The sequence below is a fragment of the Serratia sp. JKS296 genome, from assembly GCF_900215445.1.
GTDB lineage: Bacteria > Pseudomonadota > Gammaproteobacteria > Enterobacterales > Enterobacteriaceae > Serratia > Serratia marcescens.
Map to the genome: position 1 here is coordinate 938,398 of NZ_OCMX01000001.1, position 21,007 is coordinate 959,404.

General features: G+C 61.4%; 13 protein-coding genes. 12 read left to right on the top strand and 1 reads right to left on the bottom strand.

Annotated features, from left to right (window positions below; all coding sequences use genetic code 11):
- Positions 1–3 precede the first annotated feature (3 nt).
- The 11 genes from ptsP (at position 4) to recD (ending at position 18,114) form a co-directional block, all read left to right on the top strand.
- Positions 4–2,250: a phosphoenolpyruvate--protein phosphotransferase gene (gene ptsP, locus CRO23_RS04450; RefSeq protein WP_016929920.1), complete on the top strand. Its 2,247-nt coding sequence runs from the start codon at positions 4–6 to the stop codon at positions 2,248–2,250.
- A 222-nt stretch (positions 2,251–2,472) separates the two neighbouring features.
- On the top strand, positions 2,473–3,345 hold the full coding sequence (lgt, locus tag CRO23_RS04455) for a prolipoprotein diacylglyceryl transferase (protein ID WP_016929919.1): 873 nt from the start codon (positions 2,473–2,475) through the stop codon (positions 3,343–3,345).
- 7 nt (positions 3,346–3,352) lie between these two features.
- Entirely contained in the window at positions 3,353–4,147 is a 795-nt protein-coding gene (thyA, locus tag CRO23_RS04460; RefSeq protein WP_016929918.1) for a thymidylate synthase, read from the top strand.
- Between the two features lie 174 nt (positions 4,148–4,321).
- Complete coding sequence (locus tag CRO23_RS04465; protein WP_016929917.1) at positions 4,322–4,825, top strand: prepilin peptidase-dependent protein; 504 nt, start codon at positions 4,322–4,324, stop codon at positions 4,823–4,825.
- Positions 4,819–5,397, top strand: a complete 579-nt coding sequence (locus CRO23_RS04470; RefSeq protein ID WP_016929916.1) for a prepilin peptidase-dependent protein — start codon at positions 4,819–4,821, stop codon at positions 5,395–5,397. The genes CRO23_RS04465 and CRO23_RS04470 overlap by 7 nt, the downstream gene beginning before the upstream one ends.
- Positions 5,394–5,840 (top strand): YgdB family protein, encoded by a 447-nt coding sequence (locus tag CRO23_RS04475; protein ID WP_028127672.1) that lies wholly within the window; start codon positions 5,394–5,396, stop codon positions 5,838–5,840. Before CRO23_RS04470 ends, CRO23_RS04475 begins: the two co-directional genes overlap by 4 nt.
- A complete protein-coding gene (locus CRO23_RS04480; RefSeq protein ID WP_028127671.1) occupies positions 5,830–6,186 on the top strand; it encodes a prepilin-type N-terminal cleavage/methylation domain-containing protein in 357 nt (118 codons plus the stop codon). Before CRO23_RS04475 ends, CRO23_RS04480 begins: the two co-directional genes overlap by 11 nt.
- A 31-nt stretch (positions 6,187–6,217) precedes the next feature.
- Positions 6,218–9,589 carry an exodeoxyribonuclease V subunit gamma gene (recC, locus tag CRO23_RS04485; protein ID WP_016929913.1) on the top strand — a complete coding sequence of 1,124 codons (3,372 nt, stop codon included), beginning with the start codon at positions 6,218–6,220 and terminating at the stop codon, positions 9,587–9,589.
- Between the two features lie 232 nt (positions 9,590–9,821).
- Entirely contained in the window at positions 9,822–12,710 is a 2,889-nt protein-coding gene (ptrA, locus tag CRO23_RS04490) for a pitrilysin (protein WP_079450571.1), read from the top strand.
- Entirely contained in the window at positions 12,707–16,267 is a 3,561-nt protein-coding gene (gene recB / locus CRO23_RS04495; protein ID WP_097101456.1) for an exodeoxyribonuclease V subunit beta, read from the top strand. The genes ptrA and recB overlap by 4 nt, the downstream gene beginning before the upstream one ends.
- Positions 16,264–18,114 carry an exodeoxyribonuclease V subunit alpha gene (gene recD / locus CRO23_RS04500; RefSeq protein ID WP_097101458.1) on the top strand — a complete coding sequence of 617 codons (1,851 nt, stop codon included), beginning with the start codon at positions 16,264–16,266 and terminating at the stop codon, positions 18,112–18,114. Before recB ends, recD begins: the two co-directional genes overlap by 4 nt.
- A gap of 38 nt (positions 18,115–18,152) precedes the next feature.
- On the opposite strand, the gene argA is transcribed toward recD, so the two are convergent.
- Positions 18,153–19,478, bottom strand: coding sequence for an amino-acid N-acetyltransferase (argA, locus tag CRO23_RS04505; protein ID WP_004931881.1), 1,326 nt, complete (start codon positions 19,476–19,478; stop codon positions 18,153–18,155).
- A 239-nt stretch (positions 19,479–19,717) separates the two neighbouring features.
- On the opposite strand from argA, the gene amiC reads away from it, so the two are divergent.
- Complete coding sequence (gene amiC, locus CRO23_RS04510) at positions 19,718–20,971, top strand: N-acetylmuramoyl-L-alanine amidase AmiC (protein WP_004931882.1); 1,254 nt, start codon at positions 19,718–19,720, stop codon at positions 20,969–20,971.
- Positions 20,972–21,007 lie beyond the last annotated feature (36 nt).

A 21,007-nucleotide genomic window follows, 5' to 3' on the forward strand; every position in this document is an offset into this window, starting at 1 on the left:
ACTATGCTCACGCGCTTGCGAGAAATTGTAGAGAAGGTGGCCGCGGCGGCCAGTCTGACGGATGCGCTGGATCTGCTGGTCAATGAAACCTGTCTGGCGATGGACACCGAAGTGTGTTCCATCTACCTGGCGGACAACGATCGCCGCTGCTACTACCTGATGGCCACGCGCGGGCTGAAAAAGCCGCGTGGGCGCACTATCGCATTGGCGTTTGACGAGGGCGTCGTCGGGTTGGTCGGCCGCCGAGCCGAGCCTATCAACCTGGCCGATGCCCAAAGCCACCCCAGTTTCAAATACGTTCCGCAGGTGAAAGAGGATCGTTTCCGATCCTTCCTCGGGGTGCCGATCATTCATCGGCGCCAACTGCTGGGGGTGCTGGTGGTGCAGCAGCGCGAGCTGCGCCAGTTCGATGAAAGCGAAGAGTCTTTCATGGTCACTCTGGCCACGCAGATGGCCGGGATCTTGTCACAGTCGCAGCTCAACGCCATTTTCGGCCAGTATCGCCAAACGCGCGTGCGCGCACTGGCGGCCTCGCCTGGCGTGGCGGTGGCTGAAGGGTGGCAGGACAGTAGCCAGCCTTCGCTCGATCAGGTTTACCGCGCGTCGACGCTGGACACCGCCAGCGAGCGCGAGCGCCTGACGCTGGCGCTGGAAGAGGCCGGCGCGGAGTTTCGCCGCTTCAGCAAGCGTTTTGCCGCCAGCTCGCAAAAAGAGAGCGCGGCGATCTTCGATCTTTATTCTCACCTGTTAAACGACGCCCGCCTCAAGCGCGAACTGTTCGCCGAAATCGACAACGGCTCGGTGGCGGAGTGGGCGGTGAAACAGGTGATAGAAGCCTTTGCCGAACAGTTCGCCAAACTGCAGGACACCTACATGCGCGAGCGCGGCAGCGATCTGCGCGCGCTGGGCCAGCGCCTGCTGTTCCACCTCGATGACACCACCCAGGGCGCCACCCAGTGGCCGGCGCGTTTTGTGCTGGTGGCGGATGAGCTGACCGCGACATTGCTGGCCGAAGTGCCGCAGGATCGCCTGGTCGGCGTGGTGGTGCGCGACGGTGCCGCCAACTCGCATGCGGCGATTTTGGTGCGGGCGATGGGGGTGCCGACGGTGATGGGCGCCGACATCCAGCCTTCTCTGCTCAGCCAGCGGTTGCTGATCGTTGATGGGTATCGCGGTGAACTGTTGGTCGATCCTGAACCGGTGCTGGTGCAGGAATATCAACGGCTGATCAGCGAAGAGCTGGAGTTGAGCAAGCTGGCGGAAGACGACGTCGAGCAACCGGCGCAGTTGAAAAGCGGCGAGCGTATCCAGGTGATGCTGAATGCCGGCCTCAGCCCGGAACATGAACAACTGTTGGGCGGCCGAGTGGATGGCGTGGGGTTGTACCGCACCGAAATCCCGTTCATGTTGCAAAGCGGTTTCCCCTCCGAAGAAGAACAGGTCGCGCAGTATCAAGGCATGCTGCAGCTTTATCCGAGCAAGCCGGTTACGCTGCGCACCCTGGATATCGGCGCCGACAAGCAACTGCCCTATATGCCGATCAGCGAAGAGAACCCTTGCCTGGGGTGGCGCGGCATCCGCATCACTCTGGATCAGCCGGAGATCTTTTTGATTCAGGTACGCGCCATGCTGCGCGCCAATGCCGGCACCGGCAACCTGGGTATTTTGCTGCCGATGATCACCAGCCTTGAAGAGGTCGACGAAGCTAAACGCCTGATTGACCGAGCCGGGCGCGAGGTGGAAGAGGTGCTCGGCTACGCGATCCCGAAACCGAAAATCGGCGTGATGCTGGAAGTGCCATCGATGATTTTCCTGATCCCGCATTTGGCCGGGCGCGTTGATTTCATCTCGGTCGGCACCAACGACTTGACCCAGTACCTGCTGGCGGTGGATCGCAACAACACGCGGGTCGCCGCGCTGTATGACAGTTTGCATCCCGCGATGTTGCAGGTGCTGAACTTGATCGCCGAGCAGGGGAAAGCGGCCGGGCTGCAGCTTAGCCTCTGCGGTGAGTTGGCCGGCGATCCCATGGGCGCGCTGTTGCTGGTGGGCATGGGCTATCGCAATCTGAGCATGAATGGCCGCAGCGTGGCGCGCATCAAATACCTGCTGCGACATATTGACCTGGCCGACGCCGAAATGCTGGCTCACCGGGTGTTGAATACCCAGATGACCACCGAAGTGCGCCATCTGGTGGCGGCGTTTATGGAGCGGCGCGGCATGGGTGGGCTGATCCGCGGGGGCCGATAACCGCCGCGTGGTGTGATTTTTTTACAGAACTTTTCCCGCCCTGCCGGACCGGACCGCGCTAAGCCTATGTTATGATGCGCAACCTCAGCGCGGCGCATGCTCGTCGCCTTGCAGACCGCAGCGGCCAATGCCGCCGTTTGCAAGGCGCGGGATAATCTCCGTCGCCGCTTGGCACCTGCCGCCCCCGCATGGGGAAAAATAACAGACATGTTGTGGTGATAGATGAGCAATAGCTATCTGGCGTTTCCTAAATTTGATCCGGTCATTTTCTCCATTGGCCCGGTTTCTCTGCATTGGTACGGCCTGATGTACCTGGTCGGCTTCGTTTTTGCCATGTGGCTGGCGGTGCGTCGCGCCAACAAGCCGGGCAGCGGCTGGACCAAAGACGAAGTGGAAAACCTGCTCTACGCCGGCTTCCTGGGCGTATTCGTCGGCGGCCGCGTCGGCTATGTGCTGTTCTACAACCTGCCGCTGTTCCTGGATAACCCGCTCTATCTGTTCAAGGTCTGGGATGGCGGCATGTCGTTCCACGGCGGCTTGATGGGGGTGATTCTGGTGATGTTCTGGTTCGCTCGCCGCACCAAACGCACCTTCTTCCAGGTTTCCGATTTTATCGCGCCATTGATCCCATTCGGCCTGGGCGCCGGCCGCCTCGGCAACTTTATCAACGGCGAACTGTGGGGCCGCGTGACCACCGATACCCCTTGGGCGATGTTGTTCCCAAGTTCGCGCAGCGAAGACGTGGCCCTCGCCGCCGCCGATCCCTCTTTGTTGCCGTTGCTGAATCAGTACGGCGTACTGCCGCGCCACCCGTCGCAGCTGTATGAACTGCTGCTGGAAGGCGTGGTGCTGTTTATCATTCTGAACCTGTTTATTCGCAAGCCGCGGCCGATGGGCGCCGTATCAGGCCTGTTCCTGATCGGGTATGGCGCATTCCGCATCATCGTTGAAGCGTTCCGCCAGCCGGATGCCCAGCTCGGCCTGTTCGACGGCGTGATCAGCATGGGGCAGATCCTGTCCATCCCGATGGTGGTGGCCGGTATTATTATGATGATTTGGGCGTACCGTCGTCGCCCACAGCAACAACTGTCGTGAGGAACAAATGAAACAGTATCTGGATTTGATGAATAAGGTGCTCGCCGAGGGCACCCCTAAAGCCGACCGTACCGGCACTGGCACATTGTCGATTTTCGGCCACCAGATGCGTTTCAACTTGCAGGAAGGTTTCCCGTTGGTGACCACCAAGAAATGTCATCTGCGTTCGATCATTCATGAGCTGTTATGGTTCCTGAACGGCGATACCAACATCGCCTACCTGCGTGACAACAAGGTCACCATTTGGGACGAGTGGGCCGATGAAAACGGCGATCTCGGCCCGGTGTACGGCAAACAGTGGCGCGCCTGGGGCGCAGCGGACGGCCGTCAGATCGATCAGCTGAGCAACGTGCTCCAACAGCTGAAGCAAGATCCGGATTCGCGTCGCATCATTGTTTCCGCCTGGAACGTCGGCGAGCTGGATCAGATGGCGTTGGCGCCGTGCCACGCGTTCTTCCAGTTCTACGTGGCGGACGGCAAGCTCTCTTGCCAGCTGTACCAGCGTTCCTGCGACGTTTTCCTCGGCCTGCCGTTCAACATCGCCAGCTACGCGCTGTTGGTGCACATGATGGCGCAGCAGTGCGATCTGGAAGTGGGCGACTTCGTCTGGACCGGCGGCGATACCCACCTGTACAGCAACCACATGGAACAGACTCAGCTGCAGCTGACGCGTGAACCGCGTCCGTTGCCGAAACTGGTGATCAAACGCAAACCGGCTTCACTGTTCGATTACCGTTTCGAAGACTTCGAGATCGAAGGTTACGATCCGCACCCGGCCATCAAGGCGCCGGTTGCGATCTGACCTTAACCGCATCACACCAGGGGCGCAGCGATTGCGCCCCTTTTTTTATCCGCATTGCGTACCGCACCGCATTTTTTTGTCGCCGTCTGCCATCGTAGAGAAAACATTGCGCAGCTTGCCGCAGCGCTTGCGCATGCGGCTTTACCGCGTTGTTACGGCCCTTACACTGGCGGCATGAACGACAATACTCTCTCGAACATCGATGATCGCCAACGGGGCATGACGCTGATTGAGCTAATGGCGGCGATCCTGATCGCCGCCATGCTCACCGGCTGGGGCGTCGGGCAATGGCGCTATCATCAGCAAGCGCTGCGGCTGGAACACACGGCCCAACAACTGCTGGCGTTTTTGCTGCGATTACAGGCGGACGCCAACTGGCGTAACCGCACGGCGCTGCTGTGGTTCAAGAATGGCACGCCCTGGTGCCTGGGCGGCGGTGTGCCACCGACGGATTGCATTTCCGCCGAAGGTTCCGTTTTCTTGCCGCCTTATCGCGACGTTGTGCTGAGTGGCTACTCCGGCAAAGAGATTGGGTTTTATGGTTTGCGCAATACTGCGCAGGCGGGGCACATCCTTCTCAGCAACGACGCAGGCAGCCTGCGGCTGGTGCTGTCCGCCCGTGGGCGGCTGCGTTTGTGCAGCGAAGGGCTCCGGATAAGGGGGATCGCGCCATGCTGACTGTCGAACGCGGTTTTACCTTGCCGGAGGTGATGTTGGCGCTGGTGTTCGGCAGCGTGATCGCGCTCGGCGCGGCGAAAACTTACCCGCTGTTACGCCAGCAGAACGTGGCCGTCGGTCAGCACTTTCGGCTGGAGTCAACGCTGCGACAGTTGGCGTTCGGCATTGAGAAAGATCTGCGCCGCGCCGGTTTTTGCGCCGGGCAATGCGCTGGCCGGCCGCTGCTGATAGGCCAGGCATCGGGGGAAACGGCTGGCAGCTGCGTTATCGTTGCCTACGACATTGCTCGCAGCGGGCAATGGCTCACTTCGGGTGAGGATGCAGGCTATTTCGGTTATCGACTACGTAATGGCGGCTTGGAAGGGCAGCGCGGCGTGAGCCAATGCGAGGGCGGTGGCTGGGAGCGGCTGCTCGATCATGACGAAGTGCGCATTGAGCGGTTTCATGTGGCGATAGAGCGGGGCGATCACGGCGCGGCATTGGCTCGCCTGACGCTGACGGGGCGCTCCGCCAGCGATACGCGTATCAGGCGCAGCCTGAGCGGGAGCGTCGAAATGGCGGCGCTGCCATGAAGCGGCGAACCCAGCGAGGTGGTAGCACCCTGGCGGCGGTGATGTTGCTGCTGGCGCTGGGGCTGATGTTGCTCAATGCTCAACAGCGGCAATTGGATAACGCGCTGTTACTGGCCGCCGATCAGCAGCGTTACCTTCAGGCTTACAATCAGGCCGCTTCGGCGCTGAGTTGGGGCATGAGCCAGCGTTGGCCGCGCGCCGAGCTGAGTGCAGCGGCCTGGCTATGCAGGCAGCGCGTGGAACTGACGGCTTGCGCTCGGCTGTCAGCCAGAGCGGGAGTGGTGACGGTTCGCGGCCTTGGTGAGATGCGCGGCGGTGAACCGGTATGGCTGTATCAATGGGGCACCTTTAACGGCGCGGAGGCTGCTGGCAAGTTGCAAGCACAGCCGGGCGGTCGGCTGGATTTTTGTCCCGAGAAAAGGTTGGCCGACTGTGAAGGCTAACGCTCGGGCAGCGTGGATATCCCGCAACGGCTTCAGTCTGCCGGAAGTGTTGGTGGCGGCCTTGCTGTTCTCGGTGTCGCTGCTTGGCTTGTTACAGTATCATCAGGTGCTGTTGCAGTCGTTCCAGCGCCAGTGGCACTACCGGCAAGCCTGGGGGCTGGCGCACCAGCAGTTGGAGGCGTTCGCCGTCATCGGCCGGCTCGAGGCTGAACCGCTGCCGGAAGGGTGGCGGCGCGAGACGGCACTTGACGATGCGGGGAGCGATTGTCACCGATTGACGGTCAGGATCCAAACGCCGCAGCGGCAGTGGGCAACGCTGAGCCGCTGGTATTGCGCCCGTTTTTGAGCCGTATGTCTTTTGTTTTAAAGGAGTCTTCATGTTCACTGTTTATCATTCCAATCAGCTGGATTTGTTGAAAACGCTGACCAGCGCGCTGATAGCCAGAGATCCGTTGACCGATCCTTTTCAACAGGAGGTGGTGCTGGTGCAAAGCCCCGGCATGGCGCAATGGCTGCAGATGCAGCTGGCGGAACAGTTCGGTATCGCAGCCAATGTCGCGTTTCCGCTGCCGGCGACCTTCATTTGGGACATGTTCACCCGGGTGTTGCCGGATATTCCGAAAGAGAGCGCCTTCAGCAAGGATGCCATGACCTGGAAGCTGATGTGGTTGTTGCCGGAGATGCTGACTCAGCCGGCATTTGCGCCACTGCAGCACTATCTCACCGATGACGGCGACAAGCGCAAAATCCACCAATTGGCCGGCCGGGTTGCCGACCTGTTCGACCAGTATTTGGTTTATCGCCCGCAGTGGCTGGAGAGCTGGCAGCGCGGCGAGCGCATCGACGGTCTGCCCGAGGCTCAGCAGTGGCAGGCGCCGCTCTGGGCGCGGCTGGTGGAGTACACGCGCGAATTGGGGCAGCCGGAATGGCACCGCGCCAATCTGTACAGCCGCTTTATCCACGCGCTCGAGCAGGCAACAGCGTGCCCGCCCGGTTTGCCGCCGCGGGTGTTTATCTGCGGCATCTCGGCGTTGCCGCCGGTCTATCTGGAAGCGTTGCAGGCGCTGGGGCGGCATATCGACATCCACCTGATGTTCACCAACCCTTGTCGCTACTATTGGGGCGACATTCAGGATTATGCTTTCCTGGCCCGCTTGCAGAGCCGCAAGCGTCGTCATTACCACCAGGCTCGCGAGCAAGGGCTGTTTCGCGAGCCGGCCGACGCGGCGCGCCTGTTTGACGCCGAAGGGCAGCAGCAACTCAGCAACCCGCTGTTGGCCTCTTGGGGCAAGCTGGGGCGCGATCACCTCTATTTGCTGTCGCAGATGGAAGGGGCGCAAGAGGTCGACGCCTTTGTCGATATCCCGGCGGATACCATGCTGCACGCCGTTCAGCGCGACATGCTGGAGTTGGAAGATCATGCGGTGATCGGTATTACCGCGGAAACGCTGGAAAGCAGCTTCAGCAAACGCCCGCTTGATGAGAACGACCGCTCCCTCAGCCTGCACGCCTGCCACAGCCCGCAGCGGGAAGTGGAGGTGCTGCACGATCAACTGCTGACCATGCTGGCGCAGGATCCCGCGTTGACGCCGCGCGATATCATCGTGATGGTGGCGGATATCGACAGCTACACGCCTTATATTCAGGCGGTGTTCGGCAATGCCCCCGCCGAGCGCTACCTGCCGTTCGCCATTTCTGACCGCAAAGCGCGGCAGGCGCATCCGGCGCTGCAGGCGTTCATTTCACTGCTCGATCTGCCGCAAAGCCGCTTTACCTCGGAACAGGTGCTGGCGCTGCTGGAGGTGCCTGCCCTGGCCGCCCGTTTCGCCATTGGCGAAGAGGGGCTGCGTCTGTTGCGCCACTGGGTCGGTGAATCCGGCGTGCGCTGGGGCCTGGACGACGATAACGTGCGCGAACTGGATCTGCCCGCCACCGGTCAGCATACCTGGCGCTTCGGTATTACGCGCATGCTGCTCGGCTACGCGATGGACAGCAATGCCGGCGATTGGCAGGGCATTTTACCTTACGACGAATCGAGCGGGTTGGTCGCCGAACTGGCGGGGCAGTTGGCAGACCTGCTGGCGCAGCTCAGCCACTGGCGGCAAATTTTGAGCGAAGCGCGCCCGCTCGAGGCGTGGCTACCGCTGTGCCGGCAACTGCTGGATGCCTTCTTCGAAGCGGAGAGCGACACCGAAGTGGTGCTGGCATTGATCGAGCAGCAGTGGCAGCAGGCCATCAATTTTGGCCTAGCGGCGCGCTATCCCGATGAGGTGCCGTTGACCATTCTGCGCGACGATCTGGCGGCGCGCCTCGATCAGGAGCGCATCAGCCAGCGCTTCCTTGCCGGGCAAATCAACTTCTGCACGCTGATGCCGATGCGCTCCATTCCGTTCAAGGTGGTGTGCCTGCTGGGCATGAACGACGGCGTGTATCCGCGCACGCTGCCGCCGCTGGGTTTCGATCTGATGGCGCAGCAGGTCAAACGCGGCGATCGCAGCCGGCGCGATGACGACCGCTATCTGTTCCTGGAAGCGATTTTGTCCGCGCAACAGCGGCTGTATATCAGTTTCATCGGCCGTTCCATTCAGGACAACAGCCCGCGCTACCCTTCGGTGCTGGTCACCGAGCTGCTGGAGTACCTGGAACAAAGCTATTGCCTGCCGGGAGATGAAGAACTCAGCGCAGACGACAGTGCTCGGCGGGTTGGTGAGCATTTGCTTAAGTGGCACGCGCGCATGCCGTTCGCCGCCGAGAATTTCTTGCCGGGCTCGGAGGAGCAAAGTTATGCCGCCGAGTGGCTGCCTGCCGCCGATGGTCGCGGTGCGGCGCACCCGGCCTTCAACCAACCGCTGCCCGCCGAAGCGCTGCAGCAAATATCGTTGGATGAGCTGCTGCGGTTTTACCGCCATCCTATCCGCGCCTTCTTCCAGCTGCGGCTAGGCGTCAGTTTTATCCTGGAAGAGACTGAGCTGCCGGACGAAGAGCCCTTCACGCTGGATAACCTCAGCCGTTACCAGTTCAACAGCCAACTGCTGAATACCCTGATCGACGGCGACGATCCCGAACGGTTGTTCCAACGGGTGCGTGCCGCCGGCGGCTTGCCCTATGGCGCCTTCGGCGAGATCTATTGGCAAAAGCAGCAGGAAGAGATGAGCGAACTGGCCGAGCAGGTGCGTGCGGAACGCGCAGAGAGCCATAGCCTGGAGCTGGATATCGATATCGCCGGCGTACGTCTCAGCGGCTGGCTGCATCAGGTGCAGGATGACGGCCTGTTGCGCTGGCGGCCCGCCACGTTGTCGGCGGTGGACGGCATATTGCTGTGGCTGGAGCACCTGGTGTACTGCTGCGCCGGCGGCACCGGCGAGAGCCGCATCTACGGTCGCAAGAACTCCGCCTGGCGCTTTGCCGCGCTGGCGCCTGAAGAGGCGCAGGCGCAGCTGGCGGAACTGCTGGCGGGCTATCAGCGCGGTTTGTGTCAGCCGCTGCTGTTGCTGAACAAGAGCGGCTGGGCGTGGCTGAGTCAGTGCTATCAGCCGGAAACGCAGCAAATCGACTGGGAGGAAGAAGCGCAAATTAAGGCACGCGCCAAATTGCTGCAGGCTTGGCAGGGCGATCAGCGCATTCCCGGAGAAGGGGAAGATCCCTACGTGCAGCGAGTATTCCGCCAATTGGATAATGAATACTTAGCGCAAATACTGGCCGAAACAGAGCGTTATCTGCTGCCGGTGGCGCGACATAACCTGGGGTAACAATCCCCCGGTGGTGCTGTACGGCGGGAGGTGGTAAAAATAACGAAGGTTATATTCAACCATTGGGGTGATTCCCGGTCTTACATAACGTACAGGCATATACCCGCCGTGTTTCGGGCCGCCACATTGGCGAAGATCCCGGCGAGTACAGATTTGGTTATGTGGTTTTGATGCACGTCGCCAACGTCAGGGAGTGGGCGTAGCGACGTCAGAATAGGGGTTTATTTTGGATATGCGCAGACAGTTGGTCCGTATCACCGGGCTGGTACTATTGGCTATGTGTTGGGCACCGTTGAGTTGGGCCGCGCAAGGATGGCAACCGCTGACGGAGAAGATCAACAAGAGCGAACACGATCCGCGTCAGTATGAAGCGATCAAGTTGGCTAATGGCATGACGGTGTTGCTGGTGTCTGATGCCCAGGCGCCGAAATCGCTGGCGGCGCTGGCATTGCCGGTTGGATCGCTCGAAGATCCGAACAGCCAACTGGGATTGGCGCACTATCTGGAACATATGGTGCTGATGGGCTCCAAACGCTATCCAGAGCCGGAAAACCTGTCCGAATTCCTGAAAAAGCACGGCGGCAGCCACAACGCCAGCACGGCCTCTTATCGCACCGCCTTCTATTTGGAAGTGGAAAATGACGCGCTGGAGCCGGCGGTCGACCGCATGGCCGACGCTATTGCCGAGCCGCTGCTGGATCCGGGCAATGCCGATCGCGAGCGCAATGCGGTGAACGCCGAGTTGACGATGGCGCGTTCGCGCGACGGCATGCGCATGGCGCAGGTCGGCGCGGAAACCCTTAACCCGGCGCACCCGAGCGCGCGCTTCTCCGGCGGCAATCTCGATACGTTGAAAGACAAGCCGGACAGCAAGTTGCACGATGAACTGACCGGCTTCTATAAGCGCTACTATTCCGCCAATCTGATGATGGGCGTTTTGTACGGCAATCAGCCGCTGCCGCAGCTGGCTGACATTGCGGCGAAAACCTTTGGCCGCGTGCCGAATCATGACGCCAGCGTGCCGCCGATCACCGTGCCGGCCGTGACGCCGGAACAGCAGGGCATCATCATTCACTATGTGCCGGCGCAGCCGCGCAAGCAGCTGAAGGTCGAGTTCCGCATCGATAACAACAGCGCCGCGTTTCGCAGCAAAACCGATACCTACATCAGCTACCTGATCGGCAACCGCAGCAAGAACACCTTGTCTGACTGGTTGCAGAAGCAGGGGCTGGCGGACGCCATCAATGCCGGCGCCGATCCGATGGTGGATCGCAACGGCGGCGTCTTCGCTATCAGCGTCTCGCTGACCGACAAAGGCCTGGCCCAGCGCGACCAAGTCGTCGCCGCCATTTTCAACTACCTGAAAATGCTGCGCAGCGAAGGCATCAAGCAGAGCTACTTCGATGAAATCTCGCATGTTCTGAACCTGGACTTCCGTTATCCGTCGATCACGCGCGACATGGACTATATCGAATGGCTGGTGGACACCATGCTGCGCGTTCCGGTTGAGCATGCGCTGGACGCGCCTTATCTGGCCGACCGTTATGATCCTAAGGCGATCGCCGAACGCCTGGACGCCATGACGCCGCAAAACGCGCGCATCTGGTTCGTCAGCCCGGATGAACCGCACAATAAGGCGGCCTATTTCGTCAACGCACCTTACCAGGTCGACAAAATCACGCCGCAGCGCTTTACGCAGTGGCAGCAGTTGGAGAGCGGCATTTCCCTGTCGCTGCCGGCGCTCAACCCGTACATCCCGGATGACTTTACCCTGACCAAGCCATCGCACGAGTTCAAAAAACCGGAAAGGGTGGTGGATAAACCCGGCCTGCGCGTGCTGTACATGCCGAGTCGTTACTTCGCCGACGAACCGAAGGCCGACGTCACCGTCGCTTTCCGCAACGCCAAAACCATGGATTCCGCGCGCAATCAGGTGCTGTTCTCGCTGACGGATTATCTGGCCGGCCTCGCGCTGGATCAGTTGAGCTATCAGGCGTCGGTCGGCGGGTTGAGCTTCTCGACCTCGCCGAACAACGGTCTGATGTTTAACGCCAACGGCTTCACCCAGCGTTTGCCGCAGTTGCTGACGGCGCTGATCGAGGGTTATTCCAGCTTCACGCCGACGGAAGATCAGTTGGCGCAAGCCAAATCCTGGTATCTGGAGCAGTTGGACGCCGCCGAGAAGGGCAAGGCGTTTGAGCTGGCCATTCAGCCGGTGCAGATGGTTTCCCGCGTGCCGTATTCCGAACGCAGCGAGCGCCGCGAGGTGCTGAAGACGTTAACGCTGAAAGACGTGCTGGCCTATCGCGACAGCCTGCTGGCCGAGGCCACGCCGGAGCTGCTGGTAGTGGGCAACATGAGCAAGCAGCAGGTCGACACGTTGGCGTCGACGTTAAAACATCGTCTGGGCTGTACCGGTAGCGAATGGTGGCACGGCGAAGACGTGGTGGTGGACAAGAATCATCTGGCCAACCTGCAACAGGTGGGCAGCAGTACTGACTCGGCGCTGGCGGCGGTTTATGTGCCGACCGGCTACGACGAAGTGACCGGCATGGCCTACAGTTCGCTGCTGGGGCAGATTATTCAGCCGTGGTTTTACAGCCAGCTGCGCACGCAGGAGCAATTGGGGTACGCGGTCTTCGCCTTCCCGATGTCGGTAGGGCGCCAGTGGGGCGTGGGCTTCCTGTTGCAGAGCAACAGCAAACAGCCGGCCTACCTGTACCAGCGCTATCAGGATTTCTACCCGAAAACCGAGAAACGCCTGCGCGACATGAGCGAGGCGGACTTTGAACAGTACAAACAGGCGCTGATCAATGAGCTGAAACAGCGGCCGCAAACCCTGAGCGAGGAGGCCAGCCGGTTCGCCAACGATTTCGATCGCGGCAACTTCGCCTTCGATACCCGTCAGAAGCTGATCGCGCAGGTGCAACAGCTGACGCCGGCCAAACTGGCGGATTATTTCCACCAGGCGGTGATCCAGCCACAGGGGCTGGCGGTGCTGTCGCAGGTCAGCGGCAGCGGGCAAGACAAGGCGGATTACGCGGCGCCTAAGGACTGGGTCACCTATCCGAACGCGTCGGCATTGCAGCAGATTTTGCCGCGTAAAGTGGCGACGCCATGACGGAAATTGCCCCGCAGAGGTTGGAGCCTCTGTCGCTGCCGCTGTTCGGCGAACGCCTGATAGAAGCGTCGGCGGGCACCGGCAAAACTTTTACCATCGGCGCGCTGTACCTGCGTTTGCTGCTGGGGTTGGGCGGTGAAGCAGCGTTTCCCCGCCCGCTGACGGTCGAAGAAATCCTGGTGGTGACCTTTACCGAGGCCGCCACCGAGGAGCTGCGCGGGCGTATCCGCGACAATATCCACGGGCTGCGCATCGCCTGCGTGCGCGGTAAATACGCGGAATGCAAAAATCCGCTGTTTATCGCGCTGATGGAAGAAATTGACGATTTGACCGACGCCGCCTCGCAGCTGCTGGCGGCGGAGCGGCAGATGGACGAAGCGGCGATCTACACCATTCACGGCTTTTGCCAACGAATGCTGACGCACAACGCCTTCGAGTCCGGCATGCTGTTTGAACAAACGCTGGTGCAGGACGAGCTGCCGCTGCGGCGGCAGGCCTGCGCCGATTTCTGGCGTCGCCACTGCTATCCGTTGCCGCTGGGCGTGGCGCGTGCGGTCAGCCAGGAGTGGAGCGGCCCGGAAGCGTTGCTGGCCGATCTCTCCGGTTATCTGCACGGTGAAGCGCCGGCGCTGCGTCGGCCGCCGAAGGATGAAGAAACCGTCCTGATGCGCCACGAGCAGATCGTCGCGCGCATCGACGCCATCAAGGCGCAATGGCGGGCGGAGGCGGGCGATCTGGAAGCGTTGATCGCTCAGTCCGGCGTCGATAAGCGCAGCTACAGCAGTAAACACCTGCCGAACTGGCTGAACAAGGTCGGCGAATGGAGCGGGCAGGAGACTCAGGACTACCAGTTGCCGAAGGAACTGGATAAATTTCGCCAGTCGGTGCTGCTGGAGAAGACCAAGAAAGGTGAGCCGCCGCGGCATACGCTGTTCACGGCGATAGATGAGTTGTTCGCTGAACCCTTGACGCTGCGCGACCTGATCATGGCGCGCGCGCTCAGCGAGATCCGCACCTCCATTCAGCAGGAAAAGCGCCAGCGCGCCGAACTGGGATTTGATGACCTGCTCAGCCGGCTGGACGGCGCCCTGCAAAGCGGCGGCGGCGAACAGCTGGCGCAGGCGATCCGCCAGCGATACCCGGTGGCGATGATCGATGAATTCCAGGATACCGATCCGCAGCAATACCGTATTTTCCAAAAACTTTACGTCGGCCGGCCTGATTGCGGCCTGCTGTTGATCGGCGATCCCAAGCAGGCGATTTACGCCTTTCGCGGCGCCGACATCTTTACCTACATGCGCGCGCGTTCAGAGGTGAGCGCCCACTATACGCTGGAGACCAACTGGCGCTCGTCGCCGTCGATGGTCGCCAGCGTCAATCACCTGTTTTCTCAGGTAGAAAAGCCTTTCCTGTTCGGCCAAATCCCCTTTATTGAAGTTAACGCGGCGGAAAAGAACCAAGGGCTGGCGTTTGAATTGCACGGCAAGCCGCAGCCAGCGATGCAGTTCTGGCTGCAGCAGGGAGAAGGCGCAGGTGTAAGTGATTACCAACAGCTGATGGCGCGCCTGTGCGCCACGCAAATTCGCGACTGGCTCAGCGCCGGGCAGCAGGGCCAGGCGCGGCTGCAGAGCGGCAAGGAGTCACGGCCGGTACAAGCCTCCGATATCACGGTGCTGGTGCGCAGCCGCAATGAGGCGGCGTTGGTGCGCGATGCGCTGAGCGCGCTGTCTATTCCGTCGGTCTACCTGTCCAACCGCGACAGCGTGTTTGACACCCCGGAGGCCAAAGACATGCTGTGGTTACTGCAGGCGGTGTTGGCGCCGGAGCAGGAGCGCACGCTGCGCAGCGCCATGGCCACCGGGCTGATGGGGTTGGACGCGCCGACGCTGGACGGCCTGAGCCGCGATGAGCGCGCCTGGGACGCGCTGGTTAACGAGTTCGACAATTACCGCACGCTCTGGCTGCGCCGCGGCGTGTTGCCGATGCTGAGCGAGGTGATGAAAGCGCGCCAGCTGGCGGAGAACCTGTTGGCCAGCGCCGGCGGCGAGCGTCGCTTGACCGACGTGCTGCATCTGGGGGAACTGTTGCAAGAGGCGGCGGCGCAGCTCGACAGCGAGCATGCGCTGGTGCGCTGGCTGGCGCAGCAGATCGCCCAGCCCAATCGTCAGTCCGATAATCAGCAGCTGCGGCTGGAGAGCGACCGGCATCTGGTGCAGGTGATCACGATCCACAAATCCAAGGGGCTGGAGTTCGATCTGGTGTGGTTGCCATTCATCGGCAACTTCCGCCAGCAGCAACAGGCGCTGTATCACGATCGCCACAGTTTCCAGGCGTTGCTGGATCTCGACGCCAATGAAGAGAGCCAGGCCTGGGCGGAGGAGGAGCGGTTGGCGGAAGATCTGCGTCTGCTGTACGTGGCGCTGACCCGCTCGGTGTACCACTGCAGCATCGGCATCGCGCCGCTGTTCCAGGGCACGCGCAAGAAACAGGGCGATACCGATCTGCACCGCAGCGCATTGGGTTATCTGGTGCAGGGCGGGCAGGCCGGCGACGCCGTGTATCTGCAGGAACGTCTGCAGCAATTGGCGGGCGGGGGTATCGCACTGTCGCTGGTTGAACCGCCGGACGAAGAACCCTGGCAACCCCAGGCGGCACTGGCCGAAGCGCTGGCGGCGAAAAGCTTTACCCGGCGGATCCAGGATTTTTGGCGGGTGACCAGCTATACCGGTTTGCAACAGCACGGCGCGAGCCTGATGCAGGATCTGCTGCCGCGTCTGGATGTCGACGCGGCGGGCGAGCGGAGTGAGGAGAGTGAGCCAGCGCTCACACCGCATACCTTCCCGCGCGGCGCGGCGCCCGGCACCTTCTTGCACAGCCTGTTCGAAACGCTGGACTTCACCCAGCCGTTGGATGAACAGTGGCTGCTGGCACAGCTGCAACAGCAAGGATTTGCCGAACACTGGCAGCCGATTTTGCTGGCGTGGATGCAGGTATTGCTCAACACGCCGCTCGCCGACAGCGGCGTGACGCTGGCGGCGCTAACGCCGCAGCACAAGCAGGCCGAGCTGCAGTTCTATTTGCCGATCAACCGGCTGTTGCAGGCGAAGGAGCTCGATGCCCTGGTGAAGCGTTACGATCCGCTTTCCGCCCGCTGTCCGGCGCTGGATTTCCATCAGGTGCAAGGCATGCTGAAAGGCTTTATCGACCTGGTGTTCTGTTGGCAGGGCAAATACTACCTGCTGGACTACAAGTCCAACTGGTTGGGGGAAGACAGCAGCGCCTATACCCGGCCGGCGATGGAGCAGGCGATGGCGGAGCATCGTTACGATCTGCAATATCAGCTGTATACGCTGGCGCTGCACCGTTATCTGCGTCATCGGCTGCCGGATTACGATTACCGGCGTCATTTCGGCGGGGTGATTTATCTGTTCCTGCGCGGCGTGGATGCGGCGCACCCGGGCAACGGCATTTTCACCTGTCTTCCCGAGTTTGAGCTGGTGGCGGGGATGGATCGCTTGTTCAGCGGCGAGGCTGCTGCGACGGAGGATGGATCATGATCGCACTGCTGGAGCAGGCGGTGGCGCTTGGCGTGTTGCGCCCGCTGGACGTGCAGTTCGCCCGCGTGGTGGCGAACGAAGACGAGCCCGATATTTTGCTGGCCGCCGCCTGCCTGAGCGCAGAGGCGGGGGCCGGTCACGTCTGCCTGATGCTGGAGCAGCTGCAGGCGGATACGCTGTTTGAAGGGCGCCAACCGGCGCTGGCGCTGGCGGTGTGGGAGGCGGCCGGGCGGCCGGATGGCGTGCGTTGGCAGCAGCGCCTGGCGGCCAGCGCGGCGGTCGGGGACGGCAGCGAGGCTACGCCGCTGGTGCTGCGCGGGCCGCGCTTGTATCTGCAGCGCATGTGGCAAAACGAAGGTGAAGTGGCGGCGTTTATCGGCGGCGAAGGCGAGTCGCTGGCGGTGCCGGAGGCTGAACTGCGCACTATTCTTGACCGTTTGTTCGGCTCGGCGAGCGATGAACCCGATTGGCAGAAGATCGCCGCCGCGGTGGCCGCCACGCGGCGCATTGCGGTCATTTCCGGCGGGCCGGGCACCGGTAAAACCACCACCGTCGCCAAGCTGTTGGCGGCGCTGGTGCAGTTGGATGAAAGCGCGCGCTTGCGCATTCAGCTGGCGGCGCCGACTGGGAAGGCGGCGGCGCGCCTGACGGAGTCGCTTGGCAGCGCCAGCCGTCAGCTGGCGTTGACCCCGGCGCAGCAGGCGCTGTTCCCGACGGAGGCGGCGACGTTGCACCGCCTGTTGGGGGCGCAACCGAACAGTCAGCGCATGCGCTATCACCGTGGCAACCGGCTGCATTTGGATGTGCTGGTGGTGGATGAGGCCTCGATGGTCGATCTGCCGATGATGGCGCGCCTGATTGCCGCGTTGCCCGATCGGGCCCGGGTGATTTTCCTTGGCGACCGCGATCAGCTGGCCTCGGTGGAGGCCGGCGCGGTGCTGGGGGATATTTGCCGTTTTGCCGAGCAGGGATACAGCGATGCGCGCGCTGCAGAGCTGAGCCGCCTGACCGGCTGTTCGATCGAAGGACAGCTGGCCGTTGCGGAAGCGGCGGTGCGCGACAGCCTGTGCCTGCTGCGCAAGAGCTATCGCTTCGACGCCCGTTCCGGCATCGGTCAACTGGCGTTGGCGGTCAACGCCGGAGCGGGGGATCGCGCGCTGGCGGCACTAAACGGCAGTTTCGGCGATGTCATGGGTTATGCGTTGGCGACGAGCGAAGAGTATCAGACGCTGTTGGATGCCTGCGTGGCGGGCTATCGCGACTATTTGCGGCTGACCGCCGAAGGCGCAGACGCGGCGGCGGTGCTGGCGGCCTTTGGCCGCTTCCAGGTGCTGTGCGCGCTGCGTGAAGGGCCGTTTGGCGTCGCCGGCCTGAACGAGCGCATTGAGATCGGGTTGCAGCGCGCCGGTCTGATCGACCGTAAACCGGGCGTGTTCGGCCGTTGGTATCGGGGGCGGCCGGTGATGATCGGCCGCAACGACAGCGCGCTGGGGCTATTCAATGGGGATATCGGCATTACGCTGCCGGATGAGAGCGGCGATCTGCGCGTGCATTTCCAATTGCCGGATGGAAGCATCAAGTCGGTGCAGCCGAGCCGTTTGCCGGCGCATGAAACCGCCTATGCCATGACGGTGCACAAATCTCAGGGATCGGAATTTGACCATACGGTTCTGGTGTTGCCGAATCACTTCCTGCCGGTGCTGACGCGTGAATTGGTCTATACCGCGATCACTCGCGCGCGTAAGCAGCTCTCGCTGTATGCCACGGAGGCGGTGTTGCTGCGGGCCATTCGCACGCCGACCCAGCGCCGCAGCGGATTGGCTGAACGATTACAGGCAACGGAATAAACGATGAACGGGCGCGGCAACGGCCGCGCCCACTGGGATTACAGATCCGCCAGCAGAATTTTGGAGCGGCGCTGGTAGTTGTACAACGCCTGTTTCTGCATCGGCAGCACGTCGACCTCCGCCGGGGTAAAGCCACGTTCCTGGAACCAGTGGATGCTGCGGGTGGTCAGCACGAACAGCTTCTTCAGCCCCATCTGTCGCGCCTGGTTTTCTACCCGCTGCAGCAGCATCTCGCCGCGCGAAGAGCTGCGGTAATCGGGATGCACCGCCACGCAGGCCATCTCACCGATTTTTTCCTCCAGGAACGGGTACAGCGCCGCACAGGCGATGGTCAGGTTATCGCGTTCGATGATGGTGAATTTGTCGATCTCCATCTCCAGCTGTTCACGCGAACGGCGCACCAGAATGCCCTGCTGCTCGAGCGGCCGGATCAGCTCCAGGATGCCGCCGATGTCGTTGATTGTCGCCCGGCGCACCTGTTCGGCGCTCTCCATCACGATTTGGGTGCCGATGCCGTCGCGCGAGAACAGTTCCTGCACCAGCGCACCGTCTTCCTGGTAGCTGATCAGGTGGCTGCGGCGCACGCCGCTGCGGCAGCCTTTCACCGCGCCGCGCAGGAAACGCACGGTGCCGGAATGGTAATCGCCGCCTTCCTCCAGCTCTTCAAGGCGCTTTTGCGCGTCGTTGGGGAACAGCTCGGAAAGGATGTTGCCTTCCGCGTCGGTCACGCCCTGCGAGGAGCAGAAACCGATCATTTTTTCCGCCTTCAGCTTGATCGCCAACTGGGTGGCCACTTCTTCCGAGGTCAGGTTGAAGCTCTCGCCGGTGACCGAAACCGCGACCGGGCCAATCAGCACGATGGCGTTGCTGTCGAGCTGGCGGTGGATCGCTTCTTCATCGATGCGGCGAATGCGGCCGCTGTGGCAGTAGTCGATGCCGTCATCCACGCCCAGCGGCTGCGCGATGATGAAGTTGCCGCTGACCACGTTAATGTGCGCGCCTTGCAGTGGCGTGTTGTTGAGGCTCATCGACAGCCGAGCGGTGATGTCGAGCTGCAGCAGGCCGGCGGCCTGCTTGACCAGCTCGAGCGTATGGGCGTCGGTCACGCGAGTGTGTTTGTGGTAGATCGGCTCATAGTTGTGCTGCGCCAGATTGGCGTCGATCTGCGGCCGTGCGCCGTAAACCACCACCAGGCGAATACCCAGGCTATGCAGTAGCCCGATATCGTTGACGATGTTGGAGAAATTCTCGTGTTCGATGGCTTCCCCGCCGAGCATGATGACGAACGTCTTGCCGCGGTGGGCGTTGATATAGGGGACTGAGTGACGGAATCCTTGCACCAGCTCTGTACTACGTTCCTTCACGGCCAAACCTCTTTGCATATTTATACGATATTTTTGTATTTTTATTCTTTTATTGCGCCGATGGCAAGTGGGAAATCGTCATGAAGCGTGCGCTAAGGGCGCTAAATCGTTAATAAATTGAAAAACCATAAAAAGATTTTCTGATGACAGGGCTGGAATGATTGGTTAAAGTTTTCGGCATCCCCATTTCATTGGTGTTTTTTTCATCTGTTGTAAACAGCTATTACTGCCGGAGCCGCATGCCAAACGCTAATCACAATCTGGGCCGCCGTCGTTTATTACAGGGCGTTGCCGCCAGCTGGTTGCTGAGTGTGAGTCGTACGGGCTTCGCCGCATCATCGCACGTGATCGCCGTGCGCGTCTGGCCATCCTCCACCTATACCCGCGTCACGCTGGAATCCAACGTCGAACTGAAATACAAGCAGTTCGCCCTGACCAATCCCGATCGCGTGGTGGTGGACATCGAAGGTGTTCACCTCAACAGCGTGCTGAAAGGCATCGCCGGGCAGGTGCGCGCCGACGATCCTTATCTCAAGCAGGCGCGCGTCGGCCAGTTTGATCAGAATACCGTGCGGCTGGTGCTGGAGCTCAAACAAAGCGTCAGCCCGCATATTTTCACGCTGGCGCCGGTGCCGGAGTATCGCAACCGTCTGGTGATGGATCTCTATCCGACGAAGGGCGGCAGCGGGGGTGAGGAGTATGATCCGCTACTGGCGTTACTGGAAGATTACAACAAGGGCGATCTGGAGCGCACGCTGCCGCCGGAAGCGCCGCAGGCCGGCAAAGCGGGGCGCGATCGGCCGATCGTCATCATGCTGGATCCCGGCCACGGCGGCGAAGATCCCGGCGCTATCGGCAAGTACAAGACGCGCGAGAAAGACATCGTGCTGCAGATTGCCCGCAAGCTGAGCGCCATGATCAAGCGCGAGCCAAACATGAAAGTGTTCATGACGCGCAATGAAGACGTGTTTATTCCGCTCAAGGTGCGCGTCGCCAAGGCGCGCAAGCAGCGCGCCGATCTGTTCGTTTCGATTCACGCCGACGCTTTCACCAGCCGCGCCGCGCGCGGTTCATCGGTGTTCGCGTTGTCCACCAAGGGCGCCACCAGCTCGGCGGCCAAGTTCCTGGCGCAGACGCAGAACGCGTCGGACCAAATCGGCGGTGTCAGCAAGAGTGGCGACCGTTATCTCGATCACACCATGTTCGATCTGATCCAAACCGCGACCATCAACGACAGCCTGAAGTTTGGCAAGGAAGTGTTGAATCGGATGGGGAAAATCAACCGGTTGCACAAGAATCGTGTCGATCAGGCCGGTTTTGCGGTGTTGAAGGCGCCGGATATCCCGTCGATCCTGGTGGAAACGGCGTTTATCAGCAACATTGAAGAGGAGCGCAAGCTGCGCACCAGCCACTTCCAGCAGCAGGTGGCGGAATCGATTCTGGCGGGCATCAAGGCTTATTTCGCCAACGGCGGCGCGCTGGCGAGCCGATAAAAGCAGGGCCGGGCGCGAGTCCGGCTATTTTTGCGG